At 50.7% G+C, this 18,280-nt stretch carries 25 protein-coding genes and 2 pseudogenes; 2 read left to right on the top strand and 25 right to left on the bottom strand.

The features are described 5' to 3' along the window. Positions 1-8: 8 nt before the first annotated feature. The 5 genes from ACEVBK_RS08945 to ACEVBK_RS08925 all read right to left on the bottom strand — a co-directional run bounded on the left by ACEVBK_RS08945 (position 9) and on the right by ACEVBK_RS08925 (position 4,016). Positions 9-590: an NAD(P)H-dependent oxidoreductase gene (locus tag ACEVBK_RS08945; protein WP_375058250.1), complete on the bottom strand. Its 582-nt coding sequence runs from the start codon at positions 588-590 to the stop codon at positions 9-11. A gap of 82 nt (positions 591-672) precedes the next feature. Then, positions 673-1,242, bottom strand: coding sequence for a hypothetical protein (locus ACEVBK_RS08940; protein WP_375058249.1), 570 nt, complete (start codon positions 1,240-1,242; stop codon positions 673-675). Positions 1,243-1,348: 106 nt separating this feature from the next. Further along, positions 1,349-1,600 (bottom strand): hypothetical protein, encoded by a 252-nt coding sequence (locus ACEVBK_RS08935; protein WP_375058248.1) that lies wholly within the window; start codon positions 1,598-1,600, stop codon positions 1,349-1,351. Positions 1,601-1,693: 93 nt separating this feature from the next. Further along, positions 1,694-2,290, bottom strand: a complete 597-nt coding sequence (locus ACEVBK_RS08930; RefSeq protein WP_375058247.1) for a hypothetical protein — start codon at positions 2,288-2,290, stop codon at positions 1,694-1,696. A gap of 79 nt (positions 2,291-2,369) precedes the next feature. Beyond that, complete coding sequence (locus ACEVBK_RS08925; RefSeq protein WP_375058246.1) at positions 2,370-4,016, bottom strand: ATP-dependent endonuclease; 1,647 nt, start codon at positions 4,014-4,016, stop codon at positions 2,370-2,372. Between the two features lie 251 nt (positions 4,017-4,267). On the opposite strand from ACEVBK_RS08925, the gene ACEVBK_RS08920 reads away from it, so the two are divergent. Beyond that, entirely contained in the window at positions 4,268-4,429 is a 162-nt protein-coding gene (locus ACEVBK_RS08920) for a phage integrase N-terminal SAM-like domain-containing protein (protein WP_375058245.1), read from the top strand. Positions 4,430-4,708: 279 nt separating this feature from the next. Here ACEVBK_RS08920 and ACEVBK_RS08915 read toward each other — a convergent pair whose 3' ends face one another. Continuing rightward, positions 4,709-5,716: a hypothetical protein gene (locus tag ACEVBK_RS08915; protein ID WP_375058244.1), complete on the bottom strand. Its 1,008-nt coding sequence runs from the start codon at positions 5,714-5,716 to the stop codon at positions 4,709-4,711. 51 nt (positions 5,717-5,767) lie between these two features. Between ACEVBK_RS08915 and ACEVBK_RS08910 the strand changes: the two genes are divergently transcribed. Further along, positions 5,768-5,917: a tyrosine-type recombinase/integrase gene (locus tag ACEVBK_RS08910; RefSeq protein ID WP_375058535.1), complete on the top strand. Its 150-nt coding sequence runs from the start codon at positions 5,768-5,770 to the stop codon at positions 5,915-5,917. Between the two features lie 295 nt (positions 5,918-6,212). Here the strand turns inward: ACEVBK_RS08910 and ACEVBK_RS08905 are convergent, their stop codons facing one another. The 19 genes and pseudogenes from ACEVBK_RS08905 to rplY form a co-directional block, all read right to left on the bottom strand. Continuing rightward, positions 6,213-6,776, bottom strand: a complete 564-nt coding sequence (locus ACEVBK_RS08905; RefSeq protein ID WP_375058243.1) for a GNAT family N-acetyltransferase — start codon at positions 6,774-6,776, stop codon at positions 6,213-6,215. 137 nt (positions 6,777-6,913) lie between these two features. Next, entirely contained in the window at positions 6,914-7,360 is a 447-nt protein-coding gene (locus ACEVBK_RS08900) for an acetyltransferase (RefSeq protein WP_375058242.1), read from the bottom strand. Positions 7,361-7,395: 35 nt separating this feature from the next. Beyond that, a complete protein-coding gene (locus ACEVBK_RS08895; protein WP_375058241.1) occupies positions 7,396-7,635 on the bottom strand; it encodes a helix-hairpin-helix domain-containing protein in 240 nt (79 codons plus the stop codon). A gap of 12 nt (positions 7,636-7,647) precedes the next feature. Then, positions 7,648-8,205: a GNAT family N-acetyltransferase gene (locus tag ACEVBK_RS08890; protein ID WP_375058240.1), complete on the bottom strand. Its 558-nt coding sequence runs from the start codon at positions 8,203-8,205 to the stop codon at positions 7,648-7,650. Between the two features lie 76 nt (positions 8,206-8,281). Beyond that, positions 8,282-8,512 carry a DUF3565 domain-containing protein gene (locus ACEVBK_RS08885; protein ID WP_375058239.1) on the bottom strand — a complete coding sequence of 77 codons (231 nt, stop codon included), beginning with the start codon at positions 8,510-8,512 and terminating at the stop codon, positions 8,282-8,284. 17 nt (positions 8,513-8,529) lie between these two features. Further along, the gene (locus ACEVBK_RS08880; RefSeq protein WP_375058238.1) at positions 8,530-9,036 is read right to left on the bottom strand and encodes a DUF3087 domain-containing protein; all 507 of its coding nucleotides are present in this window, start codon (positions 9,034-9,036) and stop codon (positions 8,530-8,532) included. A 142-nt stretch (positions 9,037-9,178) separates the two neighbouring features. Next, positions 9,179-9,652, bottom strand: a complete 474-nt coding sequence (locus tag ACEVBK_RS08875) for an HAD family hydrolase (protein WP_375058237.1) — start codon at positions 9,650-9,652, stop codon at positions 9,179-9,181. Positions 9,653-9,667: 15 nt separating this feature from the next. After that, positions 9,668-9,973, bottom strand: a complete 306-nt coding sequence (locus ACEVBK_RS08870; protein ID WP_375058236.1) for an NIPSNAP family protein — start codon at positions 9,971-9,973, stop codon at positions 9,668-9,670. A 191-nt stretch (positions 9,974-10,164) separates the two neighbouring features. Then, the gene (locus ACEVBK_RS08865) at positions 10,165-10,737 is read right to left on the bottom strand and encodes an O-methyltransferase (protein ID WP_375058235.1); all 573 of its coding nucleotides are present in this window, start codon (positions 10,735-10,737) and stop codon (positions 10,165-10,167) included. A gap of 238 nt (positions 10,738-10,975) precedes the next feature. After that, complete coding sequence (locus tag ACEVBK_RS08860) at positions 10,976-12,049, bottom strand: hypothetical protein (protein WP_375058234.1); 1,074 nt, start codon at positions 12,047-12,049, stop codon at positions 10,976-10,978. 271 nt (positions 12,050-12,320) lie between these two features. Beyond that, the gene (locus tag ACEVBK_RS08855; RefSeq protein WP_375058233.1) at positions 12,321-12,815 is read right to left on the bottom strand and encodes a GNAT family N-acetyltransferase; all 495 of its coding nucleotides are present in this window, start codon (positions 12,813-12,815) and stop codon (positions 12,321-12,323) included. Between the two features lie 182 nt (positions 12,816-12,997). After that, positions 12,998-13,273: a putative quinol monooxygenase gene (locus tag ACEVBK_RS08850; protein ID WP_375058232.1), complete on the bottom strand. Its 276-nt coding sequence runs from the start codon at positions 13,271-13,273 to the stop codon at positions 12,998-13,000. Positions 13,274-13,532: 259 nt separating this feature from the next. Continuing rightward, on the bottom strand, positions 13,533-14,108 hold the full coding sequence (locus tag ACEVBK_RS08845) for a hypothetical protein (RefSeq protein ID WP_375058231.1): 576 nt from the start codon (positions 14,106-14,108) through the stop codon (positions 13,533-13,535). A 209-nt stretch (positions 14,109-14,317) separates the two neighbouring features. Further along, positions 14,318-14,692, bottom strand: a complete 375-nt coding sequence (locus ACEVBK_RS08840) for an MmcQ/YjbR family DNA-binding protein (protein WP_375058230.1) — start codon at positions 14,690-14,692, stop codon at positions 14,318-14,320. A gap of 36 nt (positions 14,693-14,728) precedes the next feature. Next, positions 14,729-15,133, bottom strand: coding sequence for a DUF1801 domain-containing protein (locus ACEVBK_RS08835; RefSeq protein WP_375058229.1), 405 nt, complete (start codon positions 15,131-15,133; stop codon positions 14,729-14,731). Positions 15,134-15,223: 90 nt separating this feature from the next. Then, complete coding sequence (locus tag ACEVBK_RS08830) at positions 15,224-15,610, bottom strand: VOC family protein (protein WP_375058228.1); 387 nt, start codon at positions 15,608-15,610, stop codon at positions 15,224-15,226. 590 nt (positions 15,611-16,200) lie between these two features. Then, positions 16,201-16,632, bottom strand: a pseudogene (locus tag ACEVBK_RS08825) (methyl-accepting chemotaxis protein); the annotation flags it as partial. Between the two features lie 108 nt (positions 16,633-16,740). Then, positions 16,741-17,421 (bottom strand): annotated as a pseudogene (locus ACEVBK_RS08820) (PAS domain-containing protein); the annotation flags it as partial. 503 nt (positions 17,422-17,924) lie between these two features. Then, positions 17,925-18,212 (bottom strand): 50S ribosomal protein L25, encoded by a 288-nt coding sequence (gene rplY / locus ACEVBK_RS08815; RefSeq protein WP_375058227.1) that lies wholly within the window; start codon positions 18,210-18,212, stop codon positions 17,925-17,927. Positions 18,213-18,280: the final 68 nt, after the last annotated feature.

Raw genomic sequence — 18,280 nt, 5'->3', positions numbered from 1 at the left:
TATTGCAATTAAAACTTACCTTTCATTTTTCTTACGAAAGATTCAACTCGTGGTTTTGATGCACTTTCGCTCTTATACAGTGACAACATATCGAACTTGCAGCGTTTTGTGCATGCGCCTAGCAGAGCAGTTTTGAGCACACGTTTTACTGGTTGCCGCAGCACTAACTTATCCACCCACCAAGGTGAACCAAGGGTCGTAATGACTTTTACTTCTTTCAAGTTGTCTAAAAGTGGAGTGATAGCTCCTAAATCAGATGCATGATTATATGCATGTCCCGGCGCCCATACTCGATCAAACCACCCTTTAAGTATTGCTGGAAAACCAAACCACCATGTAGGGAACACCAATACTAATGACTCGGTCTGTTTCAATTGCTCAATTTCATTTCCAAGCAGATCGTCATTAAAATTAGCTTGATAATAACTTTTTCTTTCCTGCTGAGTTAGCACTGGCTCAAAGTTGTTTTTATACAAATCAAGAAGAGTAATATGATAGCCACTTGAAGTTAAATGCTCAACTGTCTGAGCCGCTAAGTAATGGCACAAACTATTCTCTAAGGGGTGTGATACCACAACCAAACACTTCACTAAAATCTCCTTGAATTCTAACGCCAGCCATCAGGCGCGCGAGGTACGAGCGTCGCCTGCATGGCATGGTTATGCGGGATGTTCATAGCACAACCATGCCGATTGCTAACAAAATCAGAAAAACAGCTAGAGCAGTTGCTAACTTCAATCTCGTCAGAATAACCCACTTTGGCCACTCGTTGCTTTTAATGTACTTATTTGCACTCCATATAAGCTCACCGTCTCGAACACGATTCCACTCCTCTTTGAGTAGATCTTGCATGAGGTCGGCAAGCTCGTTCTTTAACTTTGCGTATTCCTGGCTTCCACCAGGCTTCCCAAAGTAATCTTCTGGTATTCCTTCAATCTTTTCCAATACAGTTTTTGAAGGCTCCTCTGCTCGATTCAAAAAGAGCTTCAACTGGCAGATCAGGCCTATGAGCTTAACTTTTTCACGATATGCCTCTTTATTATTTTGATAGGCCACATCTGTATAGACTTCTCCTTGCGTCAAGGTCTCGGACAGGACGTTCCTGACCTTATCTATCCACTCTTGACGGAACGTCGAAATCTTGTGCTCACGGGTCAGGAGCGTAGATATAAAGCTACCGACCAAGGCTCCCAATACTGTCCCAAGCCCTATGTAAAGACCGATTTGGTCACTTCCTTCCATTCAATGCTCCTCCGCCACAGCCTTTTCCGCATAACGCCGCCAGCAAGCGCGGCTTTGTAGTGGAGGCGTAGCCACAACGAAAAAGACGTCGCCTTGACTGGCCTTGTTAGGGCTGACTTGCATATTGAACCCAAATACTTTCAGTTGGATGATGTTCTTTAATTGTCTCAAGCGCTTCTTCCAACTCGCTCCTGTTTACCCCACTGATGGGGTGATTAAATCTGGTGACATTAAAGCCTTCCGCAACCAGTTCTTTGTGATTGAGCTCCGTTAAAACATTGCTACCAGCCCAAATGGCGACACCAGGAAATTTAATAACTTCATGCAGAGCTCGTGCTTCAAGTATCAGATAAACCATGCGAAAGCCCTAACGCCCGGCTCACGCGCCGGTTTGGAGCTGCGAAGCAGCGGAAAATCGGTCGCTGTGCAGCCGATTGTTAGAAATTTTCGGCTATCCAGCCATGTGGGGAAGAAGCAGGTATTTGGCTCGTGCGGGCATCGCCAAGTCATATCGCATTACCCGCATTTTTTGCCATTGCACGAAAGCTTCTTTACCCAAAAACTCCGAATCAATTTTTTTCATCAGCCGAATTGCCTTCGCCACAGCTACAGTCAAAGTTGCATATGTGATTCTGATGTCACCTTTCTGAGGCCACTCTTCCGGCTGCTCACGATGAGCAATCTCGCGATTTCTTTTTTCCTTGAGCTTGTTAGCCACTATGAATCGTCTGAATTCCAGGACCTCGTCCTGCAGTGTTCCTAGCTTTTCAGACGCAAAATAGAACGTAGTTTGTCCGATCTTCTGTTCCGAAAGCTCTGCCAACGTAAGCACCAAGTCATTGCTGATCCGGTCTCTTACCGCGTTGATAAATGCGAGGCTTTCATTTTTCATATCTGCCAAAACATCATCAGTTTGCAGATGTTTTGCTGAACCGATTAACTGCCTCAAAATTATCCAATTGGTAATAGCTTCACCGACTTCCCCGCGAAGGTTACCAATCAGTACCTCGGGGTTAGTTTTTTTAAGCCTTGCGCGGGAGTCAGCCACAGCTAGCTCGAATTTCTAACGCCGCGCTCACCGGTAAATTGGGAGCGAAGCGAGTAATTTATCCGTGTGCAGCGCCTTGTTAAGCCATGGCATCTAACTCAGCCTGCGTGTTGTATAAGCCCTTATGAGTTCCATCAATAATTGAGCTCAGAGACTCCCTTAACTCTTTATATCTGGCATTCGTTTCAAAATCATTTGACGTTAAATGAGTAAATAAATTGTATGGTTTATCTTTGGTTGGAGATTCTTTTAGATAGAAGCCTTCAAAATCAGGGTTGTGAACAACAGTTTTGACGCGTCCATTTGTAGAGTCAGCTAACGCCCGAATATTTAAATTTATTGTCCACATGGCATTTGCAGCACCATCTTTTCTGAGTTTGGTATCTAAATCGTGAACCGCTATAGCATTAGCGTTAAACTGATTAAAAATCTTGATGAATGTCGGTATATTTGCCTTACCTCTACAGTTGATTACGCAATAACTTCCCTCCATTCCACTCTTTTCAATGATGTACTGATATGCCAAATATTCAGTATCCCCCTCAACCAATATTGCATTCGGGTAAAAAAAGAACTCATTCACAGTAGGGCAGCAACGATTAAGCATTTTGAGATTATCTCTCTCGTCAGGACTAAAATGAGCTTTATCCGTCTGGAAGTAGAAAACTCCCTGCTGGTTATTTGATACTTTGATTAGCGTCGTGTGGTCTTGAGTGAGATCAATGAATACTGGCGAGTGTGTAGTGCAGATGACTTGCCAACCTTCAAGATCCGCTAGTGCATAAATGGCTTTCCTAGCAGCTCTTATTATTGATGGGTGAAGATTAATTTCAGGCTCATCAATCAGCAGTACTTTTGGAGTTTCATCTTGAATTACTTTTGTTCCTTTTTTGTACATCCCTTCGCTACATAAAGCGTTCACTGCAGACCATAAAAAGGCTCTTTTTAATCCAGTACCTTGGTGTTCTAGCGATGATGGGTGATTACTTGTTTTAACAAAAAACTTACTACCATCTTTAATGGCATCTTCTGCTTTAAACTTACCAACACCAGTCTCAAAGCTTACGGTAGCACCTTGAAAAAGTTTATTTAGCTCTACTTCTATTTTGTTGCTTAATTGTCCAATACTCCCCGAGAGTTCTTTATCAACTTCCTGAGCAAGCTTTTCTATTTCAGCGACAATTCCAGCAACTTTACTTTTGTCATCTTTTAATTTTTTTGCGGCATTCTTTGATGCCAAATCCTTTACGACCTTCTCCAACGCGTCGTATCCATCATTTGGATTTAATCGTATAGGGGTTGGTAATCTGCTTTGTAGTAAGGTATTCCAACCGCCAGCTCCGCCTTTCTTCCAGTCATTTGTTTTATTGCTGAAACTATATTTAATACCGCTTTCATCGGGAGTTTCCCAACGAATTTGAAATTTTGCACATTCCCCAAACTCAGGGTCATTTTGCAGATGCCATTCCTGCCCTAAAGTTTCGATGTCATCCTGTGTAACATCATTAAATACACCTGTAATTATCACGGGTGTATTGGTATCTCGACCGTGAAAATGATCCAAGCTTAACGCGCTTCCCATTGAAACATAGGCTTCGTATGCGTCTAAGATTGTAGACTTACAACTGTTATTTGGGCCGACCAAAACAACAATATTGTCGATAAGTATTTTTATCTCGTCCTTAATGCCCTTAAAGTTTGAGATAAGTAATGCAGATAGTTTCATTGGAACATCCTTATTGATTGGGCTTAACAATTTAATAGAAGGCATGATGCCCGATTTTTGTACATGCGTCTCGCCTTCTATCCAGAAAGAAGATCTGGGCTAAATTTTCCAACTTATTGATAAAAAAGATCATTTTATGTTCAGCCCCGGATCTTGGTAAAAATTTCGTGCATGTCGCCTTTGAGTATGTGGCAAAGTCACTCAATCACAACCACTGTTTATTTATACAGGAATATATAAAGGGGGTTATCATGGCTTTACCATTTTTTGAGTACCTGTGTGAATTTATGCTGTCCAGGCGATATGCCAAGCGAACGATAGATACTTATCTATATTGGATCAGGTTTTTTATTCTATTCCATGATAAGCGGAATCCGAACCAGCTGGGTGAAATCATGGATCTTGGATCATAGCTGAATACGATACCACGAGCATTCAGCTTGACCATGAGATCAATTAATTTAGAATTATTTTCAGGCCTTCCTTTTGGGGTGAACTCAATTTCACCACCCATACCTAATTTCTCAAATTCTCCCTCCAAGATGACTCTATCTTCATCTATGGCGAGAACATAGGCAGGAGGATTTTGGCCTTCTATTCCAAATTCAACTTTGTATGGTGGGCCTTTTCGCTTCATATTTATTCACACATAACGTCCAACTCAGCGAAATTTTACCCGCTGCAGTTGCTTGTTAAGAGGAATTGACACGTTCCGACTCCTCAAGTTTTCTTATTGCAAATTTCCCTCTTTCGGATACTAGGTGAGATCTATCTGAAGAAAACTGTTCAGCTAATTCTCTGGCAATAGTGCCTAGACTTTCCAGCTCACGTATCAGAATCTCTGCTGAAACTCGCCTAACAATTGATGATCGATCTTCAGATGATCTCTTTAGCAAATCTAGCAACGGAGTTTGAATTTCTAACTTTCGATCAGAAATAATGGGCTTCAGCCTTCCTTTGCAATAACGGATGTCGGTCCACTCCCACTTCCAGCCTTCAATCCATGTAACCCGACCTTCAAATAAGCTACGGTAAGCCTTAGCTCTAACTGAAGGCTGGATAGCAAGACGAGCAATCTCTTCAATTTTTCCGTCGAGAATTGGTGTCCGACCTAGCTGAGAAAAGAGAGATGGCATAGGCCCGGATGACGATAAAATCAACCTAGACCTGAACGACTCTGCTATTTCTTCTTCACAAATGATTTGTAAAATAACTTCTTTATCTTTTTCCTCAATCCTACCCCACAAGCTCCAATTGGAAAGCGCAATACACAGCGCTTCAACTACATATTGTGGATCAGTCGCTTTTGCTATCTCCGGAAGCTTTTCTCTTGCAGCTCCACGTACTTGAGGCACCCAATCATTAAGCCTGCGAACGGCAAGAGAAAAGAAGAAGGTATTTGGTGCAGCTCCCGACAGAGTTCGTAGGGTTTTCTCGCGCTTGTAACCATCCCAACTAATCAAGTCTAGCCAGGTTAGTAATTCATGAGGTCTTGACCATATCTTCCACTTTGGAGGAGTGGACTCTCTTAGGGCCACAGAGAACTCAGAACGAATCAAGCGCTCCCAATAGTCAAAACTAGTCAGAGGTAACTGAGATGTCACACCAATGAGCGCAGACATATCAGCTGCAACTTTGCTTCCCGAATTTATCGAGCTAACAAAATCTCTCACTGCTGTAATAACTTTATCTTCCATCATCTGCGATTGTCGCATCTGCTATTCGCCTCTTAACGCTTTGCTTACCGGAAAATTGGGAGCAGATACGACAGTGCCATCCGCAAGACGCTTGAACAAGCCGTTGCGGCTGCCGGTATCGGAAAGCCGGTCAGTGGCCATACCTTCCGCCATCCCTTTGCCGCTCGCCTGTTGGAGCACCGTACAGAAGTTGCCTGGGCATAACGATATGCGCACCACAGCAACCTACCCCCATGTGCTTGGCCAGCACTATGCAGGAACCTTGAGCCCGTTGGGCACGCTACCGCCCTAATGTTCCAGGCCATCATCTCCTGCCAATACGGTTTCCATATGCAACTATTCTGGACGGGCCAGCGAAGGCTGGCAATTACCTAAAGGTAGAATGGGAGTGCAAACACACCAGGTGGTGATTATTTAGCCAATCTGAAAGGTGAATATCAGGCTGACGGTGGCTCGGCCCGGCAGTTGCCGTACACCCAAATGTCAACAAGGCTGTGGCCTATGCTGTACTGCCCGGTTTGTCGCTGGCTAGCCTTCCATAAAGCGCCGAATCGGAAACAATACCATTAACCTCCCAACGCTGCCTTAACAAGCCTTCTCTGGAAAAGCCGAGCTTTTCCAGAGCTTTGGCCGAGGACAGGTTATCCGGATCAATTTCAGCCTCGATACGGCGAAGCCCTAATACATTAAAGCCATATTGAATCAGTGCTTCCCCGGCTTCATTAATATAGCCCTTCCCCCAGCATAATCGACTTAAACCAAATCCGATCTCAGCACGTTTAGACTCTCTATCATAGTTGAACAGCATGCATTTCCCGGCCAACTCATCGCTGGATTTTAGGTATACACCGAGAGTGATCGACTCCCGATTCCGCATTGAGTCGTTGCTGCCATTTACGAAATCAAAGGCATCTTGAATAGTGGCCCAGGGCGCAGTGTTCCAGTATTGCATTACCTCCGGATCGGAAAATATTGCCAGGAGGCTTTCCGAGTCACTGATCGCTAGTGGTCGTAGTATTAATCGTTTGGTTTCAACAACCGGGAAAAACAAATCTTCAGACATCCATCTCTCCAGTTTCATATGCGCAACACCGTAACCGCTACCCCCACTGCAAACAAAAAACTACCACGCATTTCGAATCATATTGAATAGTTTGTTAGCCCGTAGCCGAACGGGAGTGCAAATACGCCAGCTGGCGCTTATTTAAACGAACCGAGCCGCATATGCAGCAGGGGGAAGGGGCGGCCCTGGCCGTCCAGTGGCGAGCGCCCCACCTCCTCAAAGCCAAGGTGCCGGTAAAAGGCCACCGCCTGGGGGTTTTGCTCGTTTACGTCCAGCTCCGTGGCCCCCAGGTGGTGCACCGCGTGCTCCAGCAACAGGCGGCCCAGGCCACAGCCGCGCCGTTCGGGATCGATAAACAGCATTTCCACCCGCTGCCCGGCCACGCCGACAAAGCCCGGAATATGGCCCCGGCTATCGACGGCGGCCCATGGCTGCACCGCGGCCAGGTACTGGTGGCGAACAAGAGGCCGCAACTCGGCAATGTCCGTCTCGTTCAGGAAGTGGTGGCTGACCCGCACCGAGGCCTCCCACAATTGGGTGAGGCGATCGAAATGCCCCTCGCCCACGCTCAGAATGGAATACATGGAATGGTCCTGTTGATCATCGATACCAAGCGCACTCAAGCCGGGCGGCTGCGCGCCAGGGCGATGGCGGCGGCAATGGACGCCCGTGCCTGGGGGCTGTTTTTCCAGCAACTGCTGCCCAGCATGGCCGCCACCTGGCCGGTGATGTCGTCCACCTCGTGGCGGGCCAGCTCGTCCAGGGAATGGATGCCGAGCTGTTCCAGGCGCTGGATAACGGTGGGCCCCACTCCCTTAAGCGCCAGCAGGGCCGTTTTTTCCTGGTGGCTGAAAGCCATTACATCCTCCTGTTACCGGGCCTGCCGGCATGCCGCCGGCAAACGATAGAGGCAGTGCTCGCGCAGGGGCGAGCCCGGCGGCACAGCGGGATGCTCGAAGGTAGCGGCGTCCGCCACCATGCCGAGCCGTTCCATCACCGCCCGGGAGCGCAGATTGCCCAGGGCGGTAAACGCTACTATCTCGCCGAGGCCCAACTGGTCGAAACCGAATGCCAGGCAGGCGGACGCCGCCTCGCTGGCGTAGCCCCACCCCCAGTGTTCCCGGGCCAGGCGCCAGCCAATTTCCACACAGGGCGAACAGGGCAACTCGGCGGCGGGCACATGCAGGCCCGTAAAGCCCAGAAAGGCATGACTCTGTCGGCACTCCAGCGCCCAGAAGCCCCAGCCCCGCTCGGCGATCAGCCCCTCGATGCGATCGGCCAGGGCATCGCTCTGGGCCCGGCTCAGCGGTGCCGGGAAATAACGCATCACCTCCAGGTCCGCGTTCAGGGCGGCGAAGGGTGCCCTGTCTGCGGGCCGCCACTGGCGCAACCGCAGGCGTTGGGTATGCAAGGAAACGGGGTGGTTCATGGTGTTTTCCTGTTCAATGGCTGACCGGCAAAGCCTGCCGGCAACCGGGCGAGCAGATGCCGGCGCGGGTTTTGGCTTATTCGGGCGAAGGATGGTCCGGCTCAAGGCGGTCCGCCGGCTCGCCCCGGTCGCATTTCTTGCAGTTCAGCATCACTCCCAGCATGGCCTGCCGCCCGGCGGCGGTGGTTACCCAGGGCCGGTTGATAAAGGGCGGCTGGTGGCGCACATGCTGGACATGCCCGCACTGCAGCCGTGCCACCCAGTCGCCCTCTTCATCCCGGTGATAACCAACAATGGCCTGTTGCATGATCACCTCGGCCGGGATCAGAAGCGGGCCAGCATCTGTTCATCGTAGTCGTCCGAGTCCAGCTTTACCCCATGCTGTTCGGCCAGTTGGTCGAGCTCGGTCTGTTTTACCGCCAGCTCATCCATGGTGAGGGTGTTGTCGTCCAGCTGCCACAACTGGCGCGAACCGGCGTAGCTGAACTGCAACGCCAGCATGGCGTTTTTGTCGCCCTCACGGGCGGCGGCCTCCAGCTTTCGCAACTTGCGGCTGATCCTGTTGAGCCGCTGTTTCAGCTCCCATACATAGACCACCTCGGTCAGAAAGGGATGATGGCGCAGCCGGCTCAGGCCGCCCCCCAGGATGAGGGCGCCGAACACCACGCCCAGCAGGTTCCAGTGGAAATGACCGCCGTCGGGGCTGGGGAAAAAGCGGATCAGCAGCTGGGAGATGGCCAGGCTCAGCGCCGCCAGTACCAAGGCGCAGCCGATAAACACGGCATTGAGGTGGCGGCGATAACGGGTTTTGTCTATCGGGGTGAGTTTCATAACTGCCTGAAAATGAGTGTGAAAATGGCCGCATTATAAGCACGAAAGCGCCCTGCTCCAAAGTCGGGTACCGGTCGGCCAGGCGGGCAACCCGGCCTGATAATGCAGCCGGGCAGGCACGACGAGCAATGCTGGGCCCGTGCTATTGGCATAATTCGCTCAGCGCCCGGATTTGGACAACACCTGCGCCGGGCCCCCGGGGTGCGGCATGGCGGCTGAACCAGACGGCCCCGAGCCCGGCGGCCAGCGCCGGTAAGATGTCTTTCTCGAGCGAATCCCCCACCATGGTCACCTGATCCGCCGCCACGCCCAGCCTTGCAAGGATGCGCTCATAAAATGCGGGGCCGTCTTTCGGCACCCCCAAGTTCGACATGCAGAAATAACCGGAGATATGGCCGGAGAGCCCCACCCGTTCGAACGCCATTTCGATCTCGCTTGCCGACGAGTCCGCGGCACCGGTGGCAATGTAGATGCGGTGTGTTCTCGACAACGCCTCAAGCACCTCCCGGGCACCGGCCACCGCCTGTACCCTGGGCCAGTCACACATCTTCCCTTGATAGTCGGGGAAATCGACCATCAGGGTATCGCCCCAGTCAAACAGATAAACCTTTGCCATACCGCCTCCCGCCGCTTACTCGAACACCGGCCGGAAGAAGCTGCGTTCGTAGCTGATGATGCAGCGAGTCTCTTCCGCGTATCGGAACGCCGCCTGGCAGGCCGGATCCTCCATGGAGGCGGTCCGGTATTCTTCATACAGCGCCAGGCTGGGGAAGGTAAACAGCGCCAGGGCAACGTTGTTGGTGCCTTCCGCCGGCATAAAGTAGCCGTGATGCCGGCCGCCGAATTTCTCGACCAGCGGGATCCACATCTTGCCGTAGTATTCGAATTCCTCCAGCTTGTAGGGGTCGATAATATAGCGCAGATAGCAGGTAACCATGATGTCTCCTTGGGTATAGAACGGGCCTTGGCCGGCGAAAAATTACTCAGCGGTCACTCCCGCAAAGGCGGGAGCCCGGTGCACACCGCCATGGATCTCCGCCTGCGCGGGGATGACGACGCTTAAACAGCAGTGAATAAAGCAGGTGATGAGCCTGGTCATCGCGCCGGGGCGCAAAGCACCCCGGCGGCTTATTCCCCTTTATGCACCAGCAGTTCGCCCTTGCCCACCGGCACCAGCGACAACGACAGGCTGGCTTTGGCATTAAGCGCGGCCACAAAGGCTTCCAGTTCCTGTCGGTGAGACACGGCGTTGTCGCATACCAGCAGGCCGCCGGGCCGAAGCAGGCGCAGCAGTTCGTCCAGCATGGTCACATAGCGGGCGCGATCCGCATCCAGAAAAATCAGGTCGAAACCGGCCGGCAACGCGGCCAGCAGGGCACCGGCCTCCCCCTGCAGCAGGGTAATGCACCCGGCCAGGCCCGCCCGCTCAAAGTGCTGTTGCGCCTCCTCCGCCTTGGCGGGCAGCAGCTCGATGGTGGTGAGGTGGCCGCCGGCCGGCAGGGACGACGCCAGCCACAGCGCGGAATAGCCGTTGGAGGTGCCGATTTCCAGCACCCGGCGGGCCCCGGTAGCCTTGACCAACACCCGCAGGAACTCGCCGGTATCGCGGGTGATGTTGAGATAGCATTGCTCCTTGCTGGCCTGCTGGCGGTCGTTCTGTTCGCCCTTGCGTTCCAGCTCGGTTAAAAGGGTAGTAAGCATAGTCTCTCCTCGGTGAAATGGGTGGCGGCACCAGTCAGGATGGCCGACGGCGGGGCCGGAGCGGCTAACTATGGTCGCCCCCCTCAACCCCGTCGTTCTGGCCGCGCCAAGGCAGCCGGTCGGTAAAGGACAGCGTAAATCCCGGAGCCTCACCGGCCTGCTGGCAACGGCTGGCAATCAGCCTGTGCAAAACAAGGTAAAGAGCGCTGAGCCATGAGCATAACAGCCCCCCTCTTCGTCAATTGACGAAGAGCTGGAATTCGTCAAGTCCGCCGGAAGAGGTAATGCCATAAATGCGAAGGCGGTAGGTGCCGGCTTCCAGCTCCTCGGTGACCAGGCGCGAGTTGGTGCCCTGGCCGCCGTCGTCATCGCTCAGTGAAACCCCGTTACCCTCGATATCGACCGCGGTATCGAACTCTGATGAGCGCAGGTCGATATCCAGGATACGCGGTTCGCTGAGGGTCAGGGTGTAGTAGAGCGCCTCCTTGCCAATCAGCATGCCACGCACATTCTGGCCGATCTCGATTTCGCCTCCCATAACGTAGTCGTCATCGATATGCACCGAAGTCAGCTCGATGTCATACAGGCCGATCCCTTCGCTTCCGGCGGTGTCGGCTGCCACCCGATAGCTGCCCGGGCTGAGGAAAGTACTGATTTTGGCGTTGTGGCCATCACCGCCATCGTCATTGCTGAGGTTGATACCATTGCCTTTCAGGCGCAGGTAACTGTCGATATCGTCAGAACGCATATCGAGGCTATAGAAGCCTTCCTCGGCGATGGTAATGGTATAGTTATTATGCTTTTTGTTGATGAAGCCCTGTACCTCTTCGCCAGGCCGAAGCTCACCGCCATTACGGACCTCCAGCCATTCGGCTTCGAGATTGAAGGGGCCGTAAGCATCGGCATCCAGGCCGCTTACCACCAGGGTCAGCGGTGTCTGCTCTGCCTCGGACAGCCACACATAGGCCTGCTTGCCCTCGCTGGCTTCCTTGCTTGAAAGGCCGGCGGCAGAATCCATCCGCCCACGGTATAGCGACAGGGCGCCATTCAGGGAGCCTTTCTGCTCGATTTTCAGCAAGCCCTGCCGGTCTGCTTCAACGGTATAGACCCGGTAACGCGAGCCATCCTTAAAGTTGAGCGGGGCAGACAGGGTGATCTCGCCGTTGATCGGGAAGCTGGTGTTCTGTAGCGAAGGGGCTGACACAACTGCTTTGGTATTTGCTCCCTCAGTATCCGGAGCAATAAAAGGGTAGGCAACTGCACCGATAACAGCGCCACAAACCATCCCCAGGGGGAAGAGTACTTTGCTCATTACATGATGACCTTATGAAATAACCATTAACCCGGTGGTAATTTACATCTGGCAGTTCTAGCCTGAAAGCCCCATGGTTACTGGGTTTCTAGCCGTTCGAAACCGCCGCCGGGTTAATAAAATGGGAAGCGTCGCGGCCACGAATGCCGGCTTGGCGACAACGCGCATCAATAGAACCGATATGTCGTCATTTTTCAAGTAAATACTCTACCCATATAGCCCCGGCAGGCTCCGTTTTGGAGAAGAGAAGCATAACGATGATCCCGGCGGGTCAAACCTGATCGGGGCGGATGCGCGCCATCAGCACCAAATCCTGATAGTGTCCCGCCTTGAAGGTGGCGAGCCGTTTTACGCCTTCCTGCTCGAACCCCAGGCTGCGATACAACGCCTGGGCGGGGGCGTTGTCCGCCTGCACTTCCAGCTCGAGGCGCACCAGGTTCAGCCAGTGGTCGGCCTGCTCGATGGCCGCCTGCATCAGCCGCTTGCCCACCCCCTGCCCCTGCATATCGGGATGCACGGCAATGGCCAGCATGGCGCCGTGCCTGTCCCGCGGCTTTTGGCTGAGGAACAGGGTGACATGCCCCACCACTTTACCCTCCCGCTCCGCCACCAGGGTGTAATGACCGGCCTGGTGAAACAGGTCGGCCACCTGCTCGCGGCCGAGGTAAGGCAACTGGGAGGAGTTTTCGGTCACCGAGGTATGGCGGTAAATTTCGAACAAATCGGTGTTATCAGAGGGGTCGCAATGCCGGATGGTGATGGTCAAAGTGGGTCCTTTGTCTTCTTTGAATAACCAAGCCTTCATCGACGGATGAAAGGCGTCATATGAAGCACATTTTGGAGGGCGCCGGCCTTGTTGTCCAGATGGGGCGGGATCATCAGGAGGCAGTGCACCTGAAACGCATCACCAACTCTGACGTTAATGGGCCCAAAATACCACCCACTGTTTTATTCAAAGATTTCATAGTGTCTTTTAACATTCTCTGAAACCTTACCCCAAAGTGACGCCTTCACTCTAGCCTGATGCGCTTCAAATGATCTCTTATCCTTGAACTCTTCGTACACATTAAATCGACGGGGATCTTTTTCACATTGAGTCACTTCGAATATGATGCATCCGGCTTCTTCCAAGGTAAGTTTTTTGTGTGTAACCAATTCCTTTTTAACAGCATCAAGATCTGCATCTGGAACTATGATAAATCCTTTCAAGACAACTTTCGGCATAAATTACCTTATCCCCTAAATAACTGATCCTAATAGTGCTACATCAACCGGGTACCGTACGCAGACACGCCGTAAATCCATCCCTGGGGGCTCCGCCGCGCCATCCCTGGCGCGAAGGGCCTGCTTAGCAGCCCCCGGTCGCTGTCGGCAGTGATCCACTATTCGGGACAGCTATTTAATCTCCGCCACTCTACGACGCCTTTAAATTCAGAGCAGGGAGAAGATATCGATGGGCGTGTCCAGCTCGGCGGCGGCAGTGTTATTGATGCTGGGGCAGCGCACGCAAGGTCGGGAGCGAGGGGATAGCATCCCACTGCATAAGAGCTTTTTCCGCGGAGGCGCCATTAGCCTGCAACCATGCCCCTATCGACATCGCCGCCTCTTCTCCGTATGCGCGGCGGGAGTAAACGGCAATGACTCCGGTATCATCGATCAGCACAACGCGCGCAAAAGCGGCCTCAACCACACCCGGCGCCCCCAAAATGGCAACGATGAGGTGTTCTGCCGCAGATACTGTAGTTTGTGGCTTTGAGTCCACCCTCAGTATTTTCCCAGACCGCTGATAGTTGCCAAGCACACCATTGGCCAGGTTAGCCAGCTCATCCCCGTTCTTGACGGTATCGTGCACGTTGATCGTCACCATCTCCTGCCACTTGGAGAGATCCTCCTGCCCCTTGGGAGTGAATTCGTACTGACCATGCTTCGACCAGCGATGGAGATATTCATGCTGGTCAAAAGTGATGATCAGAGGCCGCGCCTCACCGGCAGCCAGTGCCATAGAGAAAAACAGGACCGAGATGCCGGCGCCTAAGAGCGTGATGCAAGATTTAATCATTCTGCCTCCGATTATTCAGAAATGGCTGTACAACCCAACGCCATATTCACCAGCCTGGTCGTTGGCCGCCTCCAGGACCAGATGCTTCTCCCTGAGCACGGGATCATCGCCACAGCCAAGCCGGCGTTTTCAAATCGTCGTCGACAGGTCGAATATAGGCCGGTGCTCTTCGAGTAAGTGCACCCTGAACACCATGCCATGAGGCGGGCTCACGGTCTTTGCGTTGGATTTATACCTAATTCTTGCTGCTTTCGCTTGCTTAGACCAAGTGACACAATACGATATGACTCGTTTAAATAGTACTTCAGCTCCTCGTCTAATGCGCCTGAGGTGTCAGTCTGTTGTATCCACTTCATTCCACGGTTAGCGAAGTAGGGTGCAGGTCGATACCCCTCATGTTCGCTGAGGAATTCAAAATTAAGGTCTGATGTTTTAAAAGTGAATGCAGGTTGGTTGTGTTTACCCCAACCCCCAATGGCAAATACTTTCCCGCCGACCTTCCAAACGTGAGAGTTACCCCATTGGATAACATGGGTAGTTGCAAGCATGGCGCCACAATACTGGTTGAATCTATCATAATCCATGCGTTTATCCTTCCAGTCTTACAGTATATTACAGAATTACACCCCGAGCAGCGGCAAGTTCTTAAGATTATGATATTGCAGAGCCAACCCAATACAATGCGCCAACGGTACCTGCTCGATATTGGCACTCAAGGGGATCACAATCGCTCTGCTACCCTCATACTCAAATTCATCCCGATATATTTCCTTAAAGGTTTCAATCAAATTTGTTTGGCAGTGAAAAAACACCTTAATGATATCCGGATCTTTGGGCTTCCAGTCGATTCTAATTGCAGTGCCGCCCTTGGCTGAGTAACTGGCTTCACCCCACTTAAGCGTTTCTTCAACATATCCCAACTTATTCTCAGCAGCTATTGCCAAAATAAGTTTGCGTACAGTCTCCAGTTGCCGCCGAGCATCTTTCGGGTAGTTATCAAACTTAGCCTGGACATCCGGATTCACGGAGTCTCTCCTAACTTGGACGCATAACGTTTGAGCTGACCCACCGAAAATAAAGAGAGTACCAAATCCTTACTTAGTACTGTGTTACATTTATTTCTCATACAGTTCCAGTGGTAATCCGTCTGGATCTTTAAAGAATGTAAACTTCTTCCCTGTAAACTCATCGACTCGAATAGGCTCAACCTCGACACCACATAAACGTAATTCTTCCGCCGATGCTTCAACGGAAGTTACGACAAACGCCAAATGTCTAAGCCCTTGTGCTTCAGGATTGCTAGCTCTAGGTGGCGGTTCGCGGAATGAAAAAAGTTCTATTTGACCACCATTTGGTAATGCCAAATCGATTTTATATGAATCTCTGCTCTCCCGATAATTTTCTGCGATAACTCTAAGTCCCAGAATTCCAGTATAGAAAGCCTTAGATCTTTGATAATCAGAGCAAATAATGGCTACATGATGAATGCTTTCAAGAATCACTAAGCTCTCCAGATAGAGAAATTATGTTCTAAACCGTGGCTAACACCCGCCATAAACGGCGCGAGGTACGAGCGACCGACGACCGAAGATAACGTATTTAAATAACGGGTCCTAATAATGCCACATCGACCGGGCCCTGCACACAGACACGCCGTGAACCCATCTCTGGGTGCTAAACGCACATGCCTGAAAACTCCGTTCACGTGCACTGGCGAAGAGGCACGCTACCGCCCGAGCGTTACAGGCCGCTATCCCTGCCACTACGGTATCCATATGCGGCTATTCTGTACGGACTGGCGGGTGGAGGCAATTGCAAAAAGGTAGAATAGCAGTGCAAAATGCCCAACCGACTGTTTTGTGAGCAGAAATTTTGCTTTGGTCCTGAGGGATGCTTCCGCGGGGAACACCAGGAATTGCATCTTGGGAACAGACACCAGGCGGTGCTTACACTCCCACTTCATATGACGCAGCGCCTGACACTCTTACCTGGAGCCTCTGTCTCTTGGCCGGGATGGAGACGTCCAGGTGACCACAGCTCACGGTAAATACTCAAGAAATCCCCCAAAAAGACTGAGGGATTACTTTGTCCATTACAAATTCTTTTTAAACTGACTGACCGCATCAACCACTTGCCTTGCTCCTTTTTGTATCTCCTTCATGACATTACCGGAGTCATTTGACAGCTCTAAAGCCTTTTGAGCTTTAACCAGGCTTTCTTCTATCAGGGATACAGCTATTTCCGTCAGCTTTCTGTTTTCTGCCACCACTTTAATAATTTCTTCTGTCGCAGTGCTTGTTCGAGAAGCAAGGCTTCTTACTTCATCAGCCACCACCGCAAAACCTCGCCCCTGCTCTCCGGCTCGAGCAGCTTCTATTGCTGCATTAAGGGCAAGAAGGTTGGTTTGATCGGCAATACCACGTATGCTCTCAACAAGTTCAGATACTTTCTGTGACTGAGCATCCAATTCAAAAATACCATTACTCGCATTTCCCATTTGGTCTGAGAGCTCACTCACCGTCTTTATTGTTGAATCTATAACCCCCATCCCTTTTAAAGTGTTTTCATCTGTTGTTTTTGATATTTCATATGCAATATCAGATGTTTCTGAAATAGCAAACTCCCTGTTCACTTGATCGGTAATAACAGTAGCGAATTTCACTACTTTGTAGAGTTCGCCGCTTTCATCGTGTATTGGATTATAGGATGCCTCCAACCATACGGCGTTGCCGTTGCTATCGCACCGCCTGAACCTTCCGGAAACAAACTCACCCGAACGCAAACGCGCCCAGAAATCATGATATTCTTGCGAGCCAGATTCTTGAGGATCACAGAACATTCTATGATGCTTTCCTATTACCTGGCTCTTGGAATAGCCCATTCCTTTAAGAAAATTATCATTTGCGCTCAGGATAATACCATCGAGGCTGAACTCTATGACCGCAGATGAACGATTAAGCGCAGCCAACATATCCTCTTGTTCTCTGGAACGAGAAATTGTCCGGGTCAACTCCGTAGAGTAGGCAGCCAGTTCCAACACTCCATCCCTAACAATAGACGTGGGCTGGATAATGGTCCTGAACCAAACTTCTTTCCCGTTTTTCCCCAAAAGATGCAAAGCACCGTGCCAATGACGACCTCGGTTTATTGCGTCAAGCATCTGCCGACAATGATCCTTACCTATGGATTTTTTTATTATAAAATCCTTTAGGGTCTGGTTCATCATTTCTTCACGGGAGTAACCCAGTGAATTAAAAAAGTCTGTGTTTGCATCCAATATTCTGCAATCACTTCCCACAGAAAAGTAAATCATCTCCTCTTTCAGGTCGTTCTGCATGCTATAAAATATATTGAGTTCTATTTCCAACTCTTCAATTTTTTTCTTTAGCTTCTTACTCTTGAATATCATTTCCATAGATTCTATCCGCCATAGTTTTACACGTAAGCTTTTGAGTCTTGCCAAGGTTTCAATTCAATACGCACATATGGCTGCATAGAAGAGTATGTCGCTTGTATGTTGGATTCGAGAAACGAGTCGAAGCCGCCGACCAAGCCACTTTCCTGATGTTCCGGTCCATCAGTCCCCATCACTACAGCTTCCATATGCATTCATTCTGGACGGGAGAGTCAGAAGGTTCAATTACAAAAATAAAAATAGTATAAAAAACACCCGCGCGTCCACTGCCTAACCGGTCACCTGCCTTGGTTTTGCATGTACCTACGGTAGGGAGCGAGATAACGTGACAAATAGGCAGCGGCGAGATTGCAGGCACAAAAAAACCGCCTTGCGGCGGTTTTTTCCGGAGCTTGTTGCGATTAAACGCGAACGAAGTCCAGGTGAGCCAGCTTGGGCTTGAAGGGGTGACGCTGAACATCTTGCAGCTTCACTTTAACTTCCTGGCCGTCGATCACCAGGGTCAGCACTTCACTGTAGAAAGTGTCGTTTTGCTGGGCGATGATGGCTTTTTTATGGTCCAGGGCGATGGCTACCGGCTCCTGGTCGCCGCCGTAAACGATGGCGGGTACTTTGTCTTCATGACGCAGGCGGCGGCTCGCACCTTTCCCCAGGTCTGAACGAACTTCGGCTTCAAATACGAATGACATAATTTTCTCTCTAAGGTTAGTGGCGAAAGCTGCGACCGGCCTTCGCCTGTAAAAAGCGCGCGGATGGT

The sequence above is a fragment of the Zobellella sp. DQSA1 genome (assembly GCF_041950555.1).
GTDB lineage: Bacteria > Pseudomonadota > Gammaproteobacteria > Enterobacterales > Aeromonadaceae > Oceanimonas.
This window is presented reverse-complemented; position numbering and strand designations above follow the sequence as displayed.